Raw genomic sequence first — 17,079 nt, forward strand, 5'->3', positions numbered from 1 at the left:
TTATAAAAACAAAAATTCCTATGTTTTTATAAAAATTACATCTTATTAGTTTTAAACAATAGTCCCTATAAGATTAGTAAAATAGATAATTTAATTGAAAAAAATGTTATGCATCCGATAAAATAGTCTTTTGTTTTAGCCTTTTATTGTTATTTATGTTTTTTACCTGTATTTATAAAAATGAAAAATATGCTATCTATAAGCAGCGGTAAAAGTCCCGAATGATATTACTTTTTTGATTCGCTCATCACACATGAATCTTCTTTCTAAACAAAATCTCCTTAGATTCCCATTAGGTCTTTAGACTTACAAGCATCTTCTGTAATACAATAAGTTAAATTTATTTTTCTAGTTGATTTGGTTTCTTCAAAACAAGTTCTTTAGAAATTTCTCTCCCCACATCATTAAAAAAAGACCGATCACCATAGTGACCGGTCCCAGCTTGTAGACAACGTCTTCATTTTTTAAACAAAGCCAAAATCATATGAAGCGGAGCCGCTACATGTGTAGGAAGGCTATAGCGGATTCATCTGTGTCACAACTCGCAAAACAAAGAAATTTATTCGGAACACAAAGAAACCACCGAAAGCATTTTTACGGATGTAAATGAAAAGGATAATAGACTGAACAAATCTTTGCCTTAAAGCAAAAAGACAACCCTGTTTCAAATCAAAGATTTGAAACAGGGTTGTCGAAAGTCTGGACGATAATTTACCACCAGCTATTTTAATCTTTTCTCTATGAAACTCTTACCGGATGATTACTCTCCTGCAAATGATCCAGCATTTTCTCCAATCAGAACTGATCCATCATTCGAAACAAGCCCTTTTTTCACTACGATGACATTTGACGTTACTTTTAATGTATCTTTCGGTAAAAGAATGACTACTTTTTCGTATCCGTTTAGTGGATTGGTATCCCCATCTTCCACTGAAATTGTGGTGCCAGATGGAAGGGCCGCTCCATTAAGCGTATAAATTCCAGCTACTGTTGCATCATTCGCTCCGCCTTTATGCTGCACACCTTCTGAGAATGTCAGCGTCACTTTATCATTTCCATTATCTATTTCACCTAGGGCACCCATAAGTTTAAAATCAATGTTATTTGCTTGTTTCGCTACTGTAAATGTTTTAGCGGTAGTAGCCGCTGTTAGGTTTCCAACATCATCCGTAATGTCTTTCACTACTACACTCCAGCTCGTATTATATGCCTGATTATTAACAAGATCTTGAAGGTTCGCGGTTACTTTGAATTTTTTGTCGCTGCCATCATCCACATAGTTTACAATTGTTCCAGCTACAGTCTTTGGATTTCCATCTGCATCTTTCCCAGTAAACTCGACAACAGTATTATTGAACGTTCCTGTATCATCATTATCAAAACCCTTTAATTTTACCGGTTCGTCCATTGTGATAATAAATGTATTAGTTTCATCTGTCCGTTCAATAGATACAAGCGAAGGTTTTTTACTATCTGCTGTTTTTAAAGGAGAACCTGAATAATTTAAATTCAGTGCAATATCAGCATTTTTTACACCGTTTGTCGTATTAGAAATGCTTCCAGCCTCTATAAATAAGCGATATTGGTTTGCAGTGTAAACTACCCCTACATCCGTCCAATCCTGCAGCAGTTCGACCATATATTCATTTTTATCTGGCACTTTTGTAATGCTGTATGTCATTCCTGAATTATCGTCTGCATAGGCATTTGTACTGGTGTTAAGCTTTTGAAGCTTTAATGCGGCCTTTACTTCCGCTATATCTACTGTTGTATTAAATGTTACACGGAATTGTTCAGGTGATTCTACTTTTACAGTAGCAGTTGGTTTTGTTGCATTACCTGCAACTGTAAAATCAAGATTTTTTGTTACCCCTGTGTTATCAACCATGTCTTTAATAGCAGAAACTTCTACCTTATGAGTACCCGCAGTAAAATAGCCTGCTTTTGCCCCGGAGGTTCCTTCGTTATACGTATTATTTAATGTTAACAGCGCTGTATGACGGTTGTCTTCTTGAGTAGCAGGATTGTATTCACCGAGTTCGACGTCAAATGTAGAATCGGTATATAACGCATCCAGCTTGAAAGCAGCACCGTCAATCGTTTCCGAGAAATTAACTTTTACTTGATTTTGGCCGATGGCTTGTGCGGATATAGCTTCCGGCTTTTTCGCATCTGTCAAGTAAAATCTTACACTTGATTTAACTGTCTGCCCATCTACATTTTTAGGAGAAACTTCAATATCGACTGCTTGGTTATTTGTTAATTTTTCATCTTTTTCCAAAATAACTTCAAGCGCTTTTGAATTACCCGCTACCGGTTTTAGACCAACAATTGCTTTAGCTGTTGCATTTTGTTTAACGCTTAAGCCATTCGTATAAAGCAAATGATAAATATAACCAGCTTCTATATCAGAAGGCATTTTGCTTTTTACAACATCAGAAATTATTGATCCGTTGTCATCATACTTGTAAAGCAATTCTCCTTTAGAATTTGTCTGGACAAGCGAGCCGAGCGTAATATCCCGGTCAAAGACAAGCATCAGACGATCTGCCTGAGTAGAAGAAGCACTTTTTAAGATAGGAATTTCCCCAGTAAACTGATCTGTCGATTTCTTAAATTGGACAGAAACCGTTCCGGCCGTTTTCCCTATTAACGCACTGTAGTTACCGGAAGCTGTGACGATTTTTGCTGTAACACTCGCCGTTACGTCCGTATTACTAAGTGGCGACGTTAATTTTACTGACGCTGTTCCGTTTTGTAAGGTAATGCGTGAGCTGGCAAGAAAGCCGCTTGTCGTGGATACGTCGACCACCACATTATCAGCGTTTGTATCCACCGCTCCTGTTGCAGCATCCACAAGCTGGTACGTAATATTCGTAGACGTTTTTCCGTCTGCTATTAATGATGTAGACGCAGCACTTGCTTTTAAATTCCATGACTTGACAGCTTCAGCGGGAGTGGTAAATGTTTCAGATGCCAATACCGCTGCAGTTCCGCCTGATTTCAATCCATTAAATGCAATGGTGTAGTTTTTCGCATCCGCAAGCCCAGACACTTGAAGAGTTGCCGTTGTTTTATCATTATTCAATGAAGCAGAGGTAACCGTACCACCCGCAATGGAAAAATTGCTTGCAGTTGCACTGTCCACTGCTTTGTTGAATGTGACTTGAACAGTTGCTTTCGATACAACTGTCACCTTTGATACTTCCAGTACAGGAACCTCCGGTGTTTCTGGTATTTCTGGTGTTTCAGGCGTTTTCACCAGCGTTTCCGCACGGTAAAGGAAAATTGCAAACTCGCCGCGGCGTATTGGTGTATTGGTTCCAAATCTTGTCGCCGACTGACCATTCGTTATTTTTGATTTTACTAACGCTTTTACCGCCGCCTCATACCGATCCGGCACGTCTGTAAATGTTAACGCTGACGAAGTGTCATTTAATTCGTATGCTCTTGCTAGAATAAGCGCCATCTCTCCCCGTGTCATCGGCTGGTTGGAACCAAATAGTTTCGTGGTTTTTCCATTTACAAGACCGGCTGCTTTAAGTGCATTTACCGCACCAACTCCCCGATCCGGCACATCCGTAAATCCGGAAGCAGGAGCTGTAGACGTGTTCAATTCAAGGGCTTTGGCCAGCATAATGGCCATATCCACACGCTTAATTTGACCTGTAATCCCAAATTCAGTTTTTGAATAACCGGTTGTGATGCCTTTTTCAACTAAATAGTTAACCGCTTCCTTATATGGGCTTGTTACATCTGAAAAAGAAGCTGAAGCTGGTGTTACAATAGAGGCAGACACTGCCGCAGCAGTGAATAAAGCTAACGATTTCTTGGATCCTAATTTATACTTTTTCATCGGACACTCTCCCGCTCGTATTTTTTCCTTATTTGGAATAATAAATAAATCTAGTAAACTTTATTTCCTATTATAAATGTCTCTATCAAAATATGGAATAGTAATATTGGAATTCAAATCTATAAAAATAGTTATTTGCATACTTTGATCAAGTAAATAGTAGAGGCACACTATAGTAGCTTGCAGGTTTCTTATTTTATTTACACATAATATTTTTAAATTTAAACTTCATACAGAAAAAGGAAGATTGCTCTAAAGTATTAAGTGTGGATTTAAAAATATGGCATACTTGTCCTGCAGTAGCAAGCGAGGTTCTGGCGCGTACTCTTTCTAAAAGCTTATATGAATGACTATTGTTTTCCCGACTTTAGACAACCTGTTCGGTGCGAAAAGGGGATCTGATTCATCTAGAAATCATTCTACATTTTGACCAGGGATTCATTACAGTACTTTGGATTCTAGAAGAAGGTCCAGCAGAAAGTATTTATCCAATCCCTGTCACGAAAAGGAAAACTGCTCGGACAATGCTCCAATATAACCGTTCTTAAATCACTTTAAAAATGGATCAGGTTTTGGTCGGTTCTGTCCATGATGCGCAGAATAGCATTTTCAACCCTGTACGGGTCCACCGTAATTTCATCATCAACCACTTCCCCAAGCAGAATTTCAACCAGCTCCTCTTCTGTAAGCAGCTCATCCCCGTAACTGTCATGCCCTTCACAGTACTCCCGGTAATACACCTCTCCGTCTATAACAATGCGGTGGTATCTTTCTGTCATCTTTCTTCCTCTCCTTCTCTTTCGTTTATGAACTGCCGACTGATGCTTTCCCCATTTTTCGTCCAGAACGTGTACAGTCCGTCTTCTACCTTTCCGCAAAGCACGATTCCAGCAACCCATTCATTTCCCCCCTTATCGCCATACACCATCGTCTCGATCAGCATCGGATCGGGCAGTTTTGCCAAATGGTTCGGCGGGATGAATTCATGGCCGATCTCGTCCTGGAACAGCTCTACCGCCTCGTAGCCGATTTCTTCTGATGCTACAGTCTGCCCAGTCATTTTTCTAAACCCTTCGATAAACCAGTTGATGGATTCCATTTCGAATTCTCTTTTCATAGGCAGCCTCTTTCTTTTAGTGAAACGTATTCTCCGTCACCGATGATTAAGTGATCGACCACTTCAATGCCGATGATTTTCCCTGCCTCTGCCAACCTTTTCGTGACTTCCACATCCTCTCTTGACGGTTCTGGCAGTCCACTTGGATGATTGTGAGCTACAAGAATGGATGACGAGTTTGCTAGGATAGCCGTTTTCATAACCTCTCTTGGGTGAACGATGCTGGCGTTCAGGCTGCCAATATGGCAGATGTTAATCGCAGTCGGCTGATTCTTCGTATCCAGGCACATCACCACAAAGTACTCTCTGTCCAGATCGCCGAGAAACTGCTTGAACAAAAGGTATCCGTCTTGTGGGCTTCTTACACATCGATTCTTGTAGAGAATGCTTGATTCTCTCACCAGTTTCAGTGACACAATGCTCACTCGCTTGGCAGATACTCCCGTCTCGGTAGCTTCCCGAACATTCAAAAATTCCAGTTGTTCTTCCTTGCTCTTTTCATATGCTCTCATTCTGCATTCCTCCTTAAATAGAAAAATCCCTAATTCCACAGGGGAATTAGGGATTCAGATAAAAAGATTATTCTTTCTTATCTATTAATATATTAAATGCTTGAAAAGTAGTTTGATACAGATAATAAGATGAACAGAGAAAAGAAAAAGCTTTGTAAGGATTTCTCCCTACAGAGCTTTTCTATTAATTAATCTTTGTCAGATGACTAAGAGTTAATTAAAAGTCAACGCTAACTGCTTTAGTTGCAACTACGTTTTCTTCAGAGTCTAGTACTTTGAACAATACAGTACCATCATCGCCTGAAGCAACATCAACACCGTCTACAGGATTTAGAGTTGCTCCTACAGCAGCATCGATAGATCCAGTAGTAGTGATTGTTACGCGACCTACAAGGCTATCATCTAAGTTAAATTCGCCATCAGCGTTTTTATCGATGTATAGTGAACCTTGAACTGAAGTATCAGTTGCAGTGTTAGATTCGCCACCATCAAGATCCAAACGGACTGGTTGAGCTACAGTTTTAGTTAATGAAAGACCAGAGATTACTGGGTCTTTGTCAGCTTTTGTAAATGTTAAGAAGTCTTCATAGTTTAATGTTTGAGCGTAAGTTGGTGCCTCTACATTTTTCAATGCAGCGCCCGTTACGTTATAACCAACGCTTGTTACAGTAACTTTGAATGTTTTTACGATTTTGCTGTTATTAGCATTTGTTACAGTGATTGTTGCTGTACCAGTTTTCGTACCTGCTTCTACAGCAAGGTAGCCATCCTCGCTAGTAACGCCAGCAATTACATTAGGTGCTGAAGGATTAACTGTAACAAGGTACTCGTCACTAGTTCCATCAACTTCTTGATCGCTTACTTCTACTCCAGCAGAGTTCAAGCCTTTAATGTTAAGTTTCAAGAATTTATCTGATTGATTGTCAAGCGTTGCATCAGTAGAAACTTGATCTTTAGTAGTAGCACCTACATCAGTTATATCAGTTGCAGAAATATCAGTGTCAACTGCAAGTGAGTATTGAGCCAAGTCATTATTTGCTGTTACATTAGCTGTTACTGAAGTTGTGCCAATTTTAACGCCTGCAGCATCACGGAATGTGATTGTAGATGAACCAGTACCGTCATCTTGACCAGTAAGCGTTAAAGTAGCTTCCCCAGTTTCATCTTCTGAATCTTCAAGTACTGCTAATACCTTAGTAGGATTAGATTGTACTAAATTCACGTTATTATCTGCAGGAAGCGCATTTTCTGCAATGACAGCTACTGGGTCACCATATTGGTCTAATAGCTTCACTTTAACTGTAGTAGAACCATTTTCAGCAGCTACAGTTACTGTTGATTTATCTACAGAAACTTTTGTTGCTTCACGTTCTGCGTTTGTAACTGTGATTGTTTTAGTTAAAGTAGCTCCACCGTAAGTCACAGTTACTGTTGCAGTACCAGGACCTTGAGCAGTTAATGTACTAACACCAGTTACATCATCTGTCGCTACAGATACGACAGCAGGGTTAGAAGATTTAACTGTGAATCCAGAAATTACTTCTTCTTCGTCAGAACCTGATTTTACTTTAAGCTGATCAAATACTGCTGTTTCACCAGTAACAAGCGTTGAGCTGCTTTGGCGGAAGTTATCAGTCGTTACTGCTACATCTGCATCTGCTCCACCGTTCACCAATCTAGCGCTAGTGATTGAATCTGCCGCTAGGTCAAGGTTTTTGATAGTGATTTTTGACAATCCAGAAGTAATAACTTCAGAGCCTTTTGTCAATGTTACTTTTGCATAAAGATCTAGACCTGATGTTGGAATTGGCGCACCGAAAGCTGATGCTAGATCAGTGTTTAGTTCACCAGTTGAGGCATCGCCGGCAAACAAGTTAGCTGTTACATCATCTGAAGTTGTAGCTGCTTTAGAATCGAATGCTTGGAATTGTACAGTGTAGCCAGCATTGATTAGGTCTTGAGCATTAACTTTTTTGCCGTCAACTGTGATCGCTACGAATTGATCAGCAATATCGTCATCGTAAGTAGCTTCTGTAACAGCTGCTGCTTCAACGTCTGCTAGAGTTACACGGAAGCTGCCAGCTTTAGCTGCAGATTCTTCTGTGCCTTCAACAGCGCGTACTTCGTATGTGTAGTTGCCTTCAGGAAGAGCGATTGTTTGTGAGAATGTGCCGTCTGCAGTTAGTGATACGTTTTGGTCGTATACTTCTTTGTCTTCTGAATCAAGGATAACGATAGAAGCCGCTGACGCGTTTTCAACTTTACCAGAGATTGTTACAGAAGTTCCGTTGTTAACCGCACTTGCGTTTACAACTGTTGGAACTGTTACTTCAACAATTTTTTCTGCTTTGTAAAGGAAGATTGCGAACTCGCCGCGTTTGATTGCATCTGTAGTACCGAAAGATGTAGTTGTTTTACCTTGCGTGATTTTATTTGCTACTAATGCTTCAACAGCATCTGTGTAACGGCTGCCAACATCTGTGAAGTTAACATCAGCATCACCAGTAAGGCCGTATGCTTTTGCAAGGATCAAAGCGATTTCACCACGAGTGATGTTTTGTTCTGAACCGAAAGTTGTTGCTGTTTTACCGTTAATGATGCCTTCTGCTTTAAGGGCATCAACGTATAATTTTGCACGAGCAGGAACATCTGAGAAGCCAGAATCAGCACGGTCAGAAATTTCAATTTCAAGTGCTTTTGCGATCATTACAGCCGCATCCACACGTTTGATTGATTGCTCAGTACCAAATGAAGTTTCAGTAAGACCAAGCGTGATTTTGTTGTTTACCAGGTAATCAACGGCTTCTTTGTAACGATCTGAAACATCAGTGAAAGATGCTGCTGCACCAGTTTCTGCTGCGAATGCAGGTGTAACTGCAGTTGCTACTAAAGTAGCTGTTGCTGCTGTAGCAACGAATTTACGATAAGACTTTGGTTGGTAAGCCATGTAATAATTTCCTCCTGTTTTGTGTAGATTGTGGTTTTTTCTATGAAATCAAACAGCGCGTAGCTGATTGTTTCGTACAATGTGATGTGAGTTTCTAGCTGTTTTTCTCATTTGATGAAACGATGTGTATTGCAAGGAGAATTTAACAGTTTCGTAACTCATGTAATATTCTATCAAACTAGGGCTTTTTTTCAACCATTTTTTATCATTTTCCATAAATTATTAAAAACGTAATGTTTGTAATACATATGTAAAGATAATGAAAATGATTTGTTATATTGTCGCCTTTTGCTTCATAGCTTCTTCATTATATACCATATCTTAGACAAAGTTAAACTTTTTTCCGTAATAAATTTTGTAACGTTTGGCGCATTATGGCAAAAAAAAGACAATGAATCACCGAAAAGTATGATTACAGTTATGTTTCAGCTGTCATAAAACATACTAGTTTTGGTTGAGTCTCTCTTTATATCGGCTCGGTTTCACTTATTGTTAGTTTTTATTTTTATCTAGTAGAGTTAAGATTTGGATATTACGAGTTTCGCTTCGAAAGATATGTGCTAATAGCAGGAGATTGAGCGAAAGGAATTGATACTGGTAAATGACCTTTATAAAAGCATCATCGGCAGTTTTTCTCTTTAAACTAGCTGTTTGTCTGACAGGATGAACTGGATTTATTCAAAAAAATACCCCATCCGGTTCGCTCGGACGGGGTACAGCTATTATAATTCATTAAATATAGAAATCAGCTTTGGCTGAATGGCGGATTCTTCGTATTCCATCGCGGTTTGATAAGCAGCTTCGGCGACTGCATCACGCTCTGCCTGGGACAGCTGATCAAAAGCGATGAGCTGGTCTTTGAGCGCTTCGGCGTTGCCTGGTTCGAACAGCCAGCTGTTTTCGCCGGGCTGCACGTAATCTAAGATGCCGCCGATCGCACTGGCAATAATCGGCGTGCGGCACGCCATTGCTTCTAGTCCGACGAGGCCGAGGCTTTCGCCTTTGCGGGTTGTCGGGAAAACAAATGCGTCAATCGCATTGTACACATTGGCGAGACCTGATTGCTGCATGAGGCCGTAGTGAATGAGTACGTCTTCTAGTCCGAGTTCTGTGACAAGCTGTTTAAACGCTGCTTCGTCTTTACCGGCGCCCACTGCGATAAATTTCGTTTTGTGACCGGGATTTGCGTCATTGTACAGCTTAATGGCACGGACGTAGTGATCCCAGCCTTTGCCGACGTCCAGGCGTCCGACGTATCCAATGTAGCGGCAGGACGGATCAAGTTCAAGCTCCTTGATTGCCTGCGCTTTTTCTTTCGGATGAAAGACGGCTTTGTTGACACCGCCGGACGGGAAAACAGCGATCGGTGTATGAACGCCGTATTTTTCTTTTACGAGTGATTCGTAATAGTGGGACGGCGTAATAATGAGCGACGACTGCTCAAGCAATTGCTTTACGTACGGCTGATATTTTTCCTGGGATGGCACTTCAGGCACGACGTCACTTCCGTGTACATTTGTCACGATGCGGACTGACGGCTTCATTCTTTTTAGCATTAAGAGCGGCAGTGCATTGTGCGATGCATAATGAACGTAAATGGCGTCGTAATGGCCGGATAGCCCTTTACGCAGCAAATTTGAATAGTACGCGGCATAGCCGATTGCTTTCGCTGCTTTGGATGTCTTTTTTTCGAGCACGACACGGTCTACCTGAAAGCCGCCGTTCGTTAAAATGCGCTCGGTGTTTTGGACAAAGACGCCGTAGCTTGGAAATTGGGTGTTCGGGTACATGTTGGCGGCAAGCAAAATACGCTTCATTTCCGGTACTCCCGCAGCTTTTCTTCCATATAAGTAAGCAGACCTTCGCGAAGGTCTGGTCGCTGCAGCGCAAATTCGATCGTTGTTTCGACAAAGCCCTGCTTTTCACCGACGTCGTAGCGTTTTCCATCAATTTCATAGCCGTAAACGGACTGGATCGTGTTCAGCTTTTCAATCGCGTCGGTCAGCTGAATTTCGCCGCCCGCGCCCACTTCAAGATCGCTCAAGCAGCTGAAAATTTCCGGTGTGAAGATATAGCGGCCAATGATTGCCATGTTCGACGGTGCTGTGCCCTGCTTCGGTTTTTCAACGAATTTGTTTACTTTATAGCGGCGCCCAGCTTGTTCAGACGGATCGATGATGCCGTACCGGTGCGTTTCAGACGGCGGCACTTCCATGACGCCGATCACGGATGATTCGGTCGCTTCGTACTGCTCGATCATTTGCTTTAAGCACGGTTTTTCCGCCTGCACGATATCATCACCTAGAAGAACCGCAAACGGCTCATCGCCAATAAATTTACGCGCGGTCCAGACGGCATGTCCAAGACCAAGCGGCGCTTTTTGGCGGATGTAATGAATGTCGACGTCGCCGGAGTTTTTCACTTCCTGCAGCAGCTCGAATTTTTGCTTTTCTTCAAGCGTATGCTCCAAAAGAGGCGCGGAATCGAAATGGTCTTCGATGGCACGCTTGTCCTTGCCGGTGACGATAATGATGTCTTCAATGCCGGACGCGATCGCTTCGTCGACGATGTATTGAATCGTCGGCTTGTCAACGATCGGCAGCATTTCTTTCGGCATCGCTTTTGTTGCCGGCAGGAAGCGGGTGCCGAGACCCGCTGCCGGAATGATGGCTTTCCGTACTTTTTTCATGACACACCCTCCCCCTTAGTTTTTCGAATCGCCGAGCACGTACACGTCAAAGCCCGCCGCTTCCCATTTAGCGCGGTCGATGCAGTTTTTCGTGTCGATGACGACTTTGTCTTTCATATTCGAAATCGTTGCCGGGTCAAGCTCTTTAAATTTATTGTGGCTCGTTAAAATTAAAACCGCGGATGTGTCTTTTAATGCTTCTTCCTGTGACTGCGTCTGCTCGTCTATGTTGTTTTCCTTAATGTGCGGGTCAAAGGCACTTAACCGTACATTACGGCTGCGAAGCGCTTCAATGACGTCCATCGACGGGCTTTCACGCATGTCGTCGATGTTTCCTTTAAACGCAAGGCCAAATACTGCTACTTTCGGATCTTTAATGCCTTTTGCATCCAAAATACTTGCCGTCATTTGTGCTGTATAAGCCGGCATGCCGTCGTTTGTCTGGCGTGCAAGGTGAATCATTTTCGCTGTTTCAGGAGCCAGTTCCACTAAGAACCACGGATCAACTGCGATGCAGTGGCCGCCGACACCAGGGCCTGGCTCATGCACGTTGACACGCGGGTGGTAGTTTGCAAGCTTGATCGCTTCCCAAATGTTAACGCCGAGGCTGCCGGCAAGTTTTGCGAGCTCGTTCGCAAACGCGATGTTAATGTCGCGGTACGTATTTTCCATGACTTTGACAAGTTCTGCCGTTGTCGCATCGGTTTCATGCATCTGCCCTTCCACGAACGACTGATATAGTTCCGTTGTCAGGCGTGCGGATTCCGGCGTATGTCCGCCGATGATCCGGTCGTTAGAGACAAGCTCTTCAAATACGCGGCCCGGAATAACGCGTTCCGGTGAATGGGACACAAATAATTCGGTGCCGATTTCAAGGTTTGATTTCACAAGCTCCGGCAGCATCACGTCCTGCACGGTACGCGGCGGCACTGTTGATTCAAGAATAACGAGGTTGCCTTTTTCAAGATACGGTACAACTGATGCCGTCGCCTGGCGAACGTATTCCAGGTTTGCCGTTTTGTCCGGCATAATCGGGGACGGAACCGCAATAATAAACACATCTGCTTTTTGCGGTTTGGTGGAAACCGTGAACGCACCGGAATCAATCGCTTTATCAAGGCGCTCCTGCAGCCCGTTTTCTTCGATGTGCAATTGTTTTTCGCTAATTAAATTGACGGCTTTTTCATTCACGTCTACACCGTGTACAGAATGGCCGTGGTTTGCAAACATAACCGCTGTCGGAAGACCGATGTAGCCCAGACCGACAACACAGATTGATTTTTTCATGACAAATTATCTCCCTTTATTTAATAACACGCGTACTAAAAAGCGCGGTAAATTCATTTGGCGTTTAATCCGTTTCGGGTCAGACCCGAGCCGGTACAGCCATTCAAGTCCTGCTTTTCGAAATGCAGCCGGCGCCCGTTTGACCGTTCCTGAAAACACGTCAAAGCTGCCGCCGACGCCTTGAAACACAAGGACATTCGGCAAATTCGGCATATTACGCTGAATCCACAGCTCCTGCTTCGGACTGCCGAGCGCAACAAACAGCAGGTGCGCCCCGCTTTCGTGGATGCGGCGGACGAGTGCCTGCTCGTCTTGTTCATAGCCGTTCGTGTAGCCCGCGACGACGAGTCCCGGGTTTGTCGCTTTTATATTGTCGATCGCTTTTGTCACGACTTCTTCCTTCGCCCCGTAAAAATAAACCGGATGCTTATTTTCCGCGGCGAATTTCAGCAGCCGGGCCATCATATCGACGCCCGTTACCCGTGATGTAATGCGGCCTTTTTGTAATTTGGACGCAAGGAGGATGCCAACCCCGTCCGCAATTTGAAACGTGGACGAATTGATCAGCTGCTTTACCTGCTCGTTTTTGTTAGCGGCGATCACTTTTTCCGGATTGACCGCAATGATCGTGGATTGCTCCTGCTGCGCCATCCGTTCACGCAGCGAAGCGATAATTTGTTCATATGTTAAAGGCGAAACATCAACGCCAAGATACGTTTCCTTCATGCACACCAGCCTCTAATTCGTTTTCTTTCAATTTTCTTAGTATAGCAGATTTTTGGAAAGGGTGCATACTGTTGAATGGACCGGTTTTTTTGTGGATGGACCGGATAATCTAGGTCAATGAACGGATTATGATTGGATGGACCGGATTACAGAGGAAAACGATCGAATTAATTGAAATCCGGTCGTTTGGTGGGGCAATCCGGTCCATTTCGTGTTTTTTCGGCAGATACGCATTGTTATCCGGTCGATTATTTACTTTTTCGGTTCACCCATTCCTCTTATTCCCACTTCCAATTTTCCGGCAGAGTGTATATTCTTCCTTTTGTTCCTCCATTATGTCCGACAGACCATTTTTGGAGCAGCTTTTTTGCTGTTGTTTCAGATTCGATACCGGTGAAAGAACGAATTTGCTTATTGCTTGCTTTGACGCCAAACAATTTTACGTAGTCTTTCAATGCAGGCAGGTGGGGGTTATTTAATGTCGCTGTGCATGAATGGCATATCCATGTTTTCTTTTGTTTTTTAACTGACCAGTTTCCGCACATCATACATTGAATGCCCTTTTGAAGATGATGCAGTTGAACATTGAACCGTTCCATAATATTGGGATCATAGGGCCGGTGGTTTTGCTGCAGCCTATCAGCCAGCTGATGGACTTCTTTTCCCGTTAAAACAGGAGATTTTCCGCGAAGAAATTCGTCAACTTTAGAAGGGATTTCCGGAGCAAAAAGCAAGTAGTTTCGATCAGGGGAATCTTCCGGCAGAAGTGTAACGTGGACATTTGGATGAGTGAGCACGACAGCAGGCATAATGGGAACCGGATGATCAAGCCATTGTTCCAGTCCTGCTTTATGCCGATGAACTTGAGTAATGGGATCGTCAAAATTATCTGATCCACGGATAAGCTGCCTTGAATGCCGATTGAATAGAAGCTTGCCGTGAATGTGTTTCGCTTCGAGAATGATGATGAGTGAGCGGGTAATAACGATTGTGTCCATTTGAAAGTGCGTGTAGCCGCTTGGAAATGGAAGGCGGATATCGTGGAGAGTTCTGACAGGACCGGTTATTTCAGATAAATAATAAAATATACGCCGCTCCCCCTCCAACCCTGCGGCACATTTAGTTAATTCTTCTTTCACTTCTTTTGACGGATGAATCAGCCGGCGGTTCAGCGTTTCCAGTTTTGCATGGAGGATGGATTTTCTCACATGATCGACTCCTTTCACTATGAACATACGACTCTTCACAAAAAAATCCTGCTAAAACAAAAAATTCCGCTTAAATGGACCAGATTTTTTGCACATGGACCGGATTCACTCGATGAACGACCGAATTAACGAGAATCCGGTCATTAAGAAGAGTAACCCGGTCCATTCTGAATTTTTCCGGCAGCTGAGGGGAACTTTTCGGTCGATCTCAAATTAATCCGGTCGATGCCGCTCTGCGCTTCAATTAACATTTTACTCTATCCGCCACAAGTGATAGAATTTTACAAGATATACTCTTGAGGAGGAAGAACCTTTGAAAATTGTGATTTCCGGCTTCTATGGCCTTGGCAATACGGGCGATGAAGCGATTTTGAAGTCGATTGTCGATAATTTGCGCACGGAGCTCGACAATCCTGATATTACGGTGTTTTCGTTATCACCGGACAAAACAGCAAACGAACATAACGTGAAGTCGTTTTACCGCGGCTGGCGTCATGACAATAAAGAAAAAGTAAAAGCTCTTCGCAAAGCGGATCTGCTTATTTCCGGCGGCGGCGGTTTGCTTCAGGATTCGTATCCGACGAAGTTTTTATTCGGCCCGCTTCCTTATTATTTACTCATTGTGTTTTTGGCAAAGCTTTGCGGGGCAAAAGTCATGTTTTTCTCACAAGGAATTGGCCCGGTCACATCGACGTGGGGCAAAACTTTGATGAAGGTATTCGCGAACATGGCTGATTTCGTCACGGTGCGCGACCAGTATTCAAAAGATTACCTTCATTCCTTAGGCGTCAATCGCCCGGAATCGGTTGTAACAGCGGACATCGTATTTGCATTTCAGTCGAAGGAAGAAGACATCGCATACAACTCTCTTCCATTAAAAGGCGACGAGAAAATTGTGGCAGTGACAGTACGTCCTTGGTTTGATCATCCGGATTACATTGAAAAAATGGCGTATGTGCTTGATGAACTGATTGAGCGCCGCGGCGTGACACCGGTTTTTGTGCCGATGGAAGGAAAATATGATGTGCCGGCTTCAAATGATGTACTGGCGAAAATGAAGCATGCGGATAAAACGATGATGCTCGGCTCGGACTTTTCGCCGGAAGAATTTTTAAACTTTATCCGCCGCTCGGATTTAACGTTCGGCCTGCGTTTGCACGCGCTTATTTTCGCTGCGCTATCGAACGTGCCGCACCTCGGCCTCAGCTATGATAAAAAAGTGGAAAGCTTCCTGAAGCGGTCCGGCATGTGGGATTATTCATTCCGCCTTGGTGAAATTGACCAGGAAAAGATGCTGGAGAACGCCCTTTATCTGCTTGACCATAAAGAAGAAGCGCAAGGCGTCATGGCGCCAAATGTGGCGGAACTGCGCCGCGAGGCATTGCGGAATTTGGATTTATTAAAAGAAAAGTTCGGATCATAAAAGGAGATAAACAACGTGAAAATATTACTTGCTACTTCGTATGATTACCCGCATCTTGGCGGCTTATCGACGCATATGGCGACGCTGAAAATCGGTCTTGAAGCACGCGGCCACGAGGTGGATACATTGTCATTCAGCGACGTGCCGAAATGGAAGCGTGATTTCATCGCACGCGGCCCATCATTTGTATTAAATAAAGCATCACTCGGCGCCGGTTACGTGTGGACTTTGCAGCGCCGCCAGGCTTTTTTGGAAGAAATGCTGAAAAGCCCGGACTGTCCAAAGTATGACATCGTCAACGCGCAGGATGTGTTTGCGACGCTCGCTTCGATCAAAGCTGGACTCCCAACAGTGACAACGGTTCATGGTTATTTGACGTATGAAGGGATTTCCAAAGGTTCTGTGGCAGAAGGGTCGAAACACGCGGAAAAATTAATGGCGGTGGAACGCGACGGCTACCGGAAAACACGTGCGGTCATTACTGTGGATACACGTATTAAAAATTATGTGAAAAAAGAAGCCGGCATTGACGGCACCGCGATCCGCAACTTTATTAATGTCGATGACTTTAAGCCGGATTCAGAAAACAAAGCGGCATACCGCAAGAAGCACGGTGTCGATGCCGAAGCACCTGTTTTCTTTGTCCCGCGCCGCTTAACGAAGAAAAACGGCGTCATTTACCCGATTCTATCGTTTCCGGCTGTACTTGAGAAATACCCGAACGCGCAGCTTATTTTTGCCGGAACGGGCGAAGCGATGGATGAAATGAAAAAATTGATCGCAGAACGCGGCATTGGGAATAATGTGCATCTATTAGGTGCTGTTGAGCATAGTGTCATTAAGGAATATTATGCACTGGCAGACGTTGTTTTGGTCCCAAGTGTCTTTTCTGCAGGTGTGGAAGAAGCGACCTCGATTTCCGCTTTGGAAGCCATGGGCTCCGGTTCTCCTTTGATCGCTTGTGCTGTCGGCGGATTAAAAGAAATCGTCAATCACGGTGTCGATGGATTGCTCGTGGAAGAAAAAAGTGTAGAGGAATTGTCTGACGCGATGATTGAATTGCTCGATCACCCGGAAAAAGGCGTGCAATACGCCGAGGCTGCCCGGAAAAAAATCGAAAACGAATACTCTCATACTGCTGCGGCGGAAAAATATGAATCTATTTATAAAGCTTCCCTTTGAGGGGAAGCTTTTTTTGTTAAGATCCACATAATGTGATAGAAATAATATTTTTGGAAATGACGCACTTTTTATGGAGAACGGCGCGATTCTCATCTATCTGGTCGCGTTTTGGCTGGCCTGACGTTTCTCTTA

The 17,079-nt window shown here is 43.4% G+C and carries 12 protein-coding genes; 2 read left to right on the plus strand and 10 right to left on the minus strand.

All coding sequences use genetic code 11. The annotated features are described in order from the left end of the window. Positions 1-760: 760 nt before the first annotated feature. The 10 genes from NLX67_RS03355 to NLX67_RS03400 all read right to left on the minus strand — a co-directional run bounded on the left by NLX67_RS03355 (position 761) and on the right by NLX67_RS03400 (position 14,342). Positions 761-3,856, minus strand: a complete 3,096-nt coding sequence (locus NLX67_RS03355) for an S-layer homology domain-containing protein (RefSeq protein ID WP_254310387.1) — start codon at positions 3,854-3,856, stop codon at positions 761-763. A gap of 554 nt (positions 3,857-4,410) precedes the next feature. After that, entirely contained in the window at positions 4,411-4,635 is a 225-nt protein-coding gene (locus NLX67_RS03360) for a hypothetical protein (protein ID WP_254310388.1), read from the minus strand. Further along, positions 4,632-4,973: a hypothetical protein gene (locus NLX67_RS03365; protein WP_254310389.1), complete on the minus strand. Its 342-nt coding sequence runs from the start codon at positions 4,971-4,973 to the stop codon at positions 4,632-4,634. Before NLX67_RS03365 ends, NLX67_RS03360 begins: the two co-directional genes overlap by 4 nt. Beyond that, positions 4,970-5,485 carry a JAB domain-containing protein gene (locus NLX67_RS03370; protein ID WP_254310390.1) on the minus strand — a complete coding sequence of 172 codons (516 nt, stop codon included), beginning with the start codon at positions 5,483-5,485 and terminating at the stop codon, positions 4,970-4,972. Before NLX67_RS03370 ends, NLX67_RS03365 begins: the two co-directional genes overlap by 4 nt. A 217-nt stretch (positions 5,486-5,702) precedes the next feature. Beyond that, a complete protein-coding gene (locus NLX67_RS03375; protein WP_254310391.1) occupies positions 5,703-8,432 on the minus strand; it encodes an S-layer homology domain-containing protein in 2,730 nt (909 codons plus the stop codon). Positions 8,433-9,154: 722 nt separating this feature from the next. Continuing rightward, the gene (locus NLX67_RS03380; protein WP_254310392.1) at positions 9,155-10,249 is read right to left on the minus strand and encodes a glycosyltransferase; all 1,095 of its coding nucleotides are present in this window, start codon (positions 10,247-10,249) and stop codon (positions 9,155-9,157) included. Then, positions 10,246-11,121 (minus strand): UTP--glucose-1-phosphate uridylyltransferase GalU, encoded by an 876-nt coding sequence (galU, locus tag NLX67_RS03385; RefSeq protein WP_254310393.1) that lies wholly within the window; start codon positions 11,119-11,121, stop codon positions 10,246-10,248. The genes NLX67_RS03380 and galU overlap by 4 nt, the downstream gene beginning before the upstream one ends. 15 nt (positions 11,122-11,136) lie before the next feature. Beyond that, complete coding sequence (locus NLX67_RS03390; RefSeq protein ID WP_254310394.1) at positions 11,137-12,408, minus strand: nucleotide sugar dehydrogenase; 1,272 nt, start codon at positions 12,406-12,408, stop codon at positions 11,137-11,139. Positions 12,409-12,414: 6 nt separating this feature from the next. After that, positions 12,415-13,134 carry a WecB/TagA/CpsF family glycosyltransferase gene (locus NLX67_RS03395; protein ID WP_254310395.1) on the minus strand — a complete coding sequence of 240 codons (720 nt, stop codon included), beginning with the start codon at positions 13,132-13,134 and terminating at the stop codon, positions 12,415-12,417. A gap of 278 nt (positions 13,135-13,412) precedes the next feature. Further along, positions 13,413-14,342 (minus strand): nuclease-related domain-containing protein, encoded by a 930-nt coding sequence (locus tag NLX67_RS03400; protein ID WP_254310397.1) that lies wholly within the window; start codon positions 14,340-14,342, stop codon positions 13,413-13,415. A 313-nt stretch (positions 14,343-14,655) separates the two neighbouring features. On the opposite strand from NLX67_RS03400, the gene csaB reads away from it, so the two are divergent. Beyond that, positions 14,656-15,765 carry a polysaccharide pyruvyl transferase CsaB gene (gene csaB, locus NLX67_RS03405; RefSeq protein ID WP_254310398.1) on the plus strand — a complete coding sequence of 370 codons (1,110 nt, stop codon included), beginning with the start codon at positions 14,656-14,658 and terminating at the stop codon, positions 15,763-15,765. 15 nt (positions 15,766-15,780) lie between these two features. Then, positions 15,781-16,947 (plus strand): glycosyltransferase family 4 protein, encoded by a 1,167-nt coding sequence (locus tag NLX67_RS03410; protein ID WP_254310399.1) that lies wholly within the window; start codon positions 15,781-15,783, stop codon positions 16,945-16,947. The last annotated feature ends 132 nt before the right edge of the window (positions 16,948-17,079 follow it).

This window comes from Domibacillus sp. A3M-37 (assembly GCF_024213455.1).
Classification (GTDB): Bacteria; Bacillota; Bacilli; order Bacillales; family Domibacillaceae; genus Domibacillus; species Domibacillus tundrae.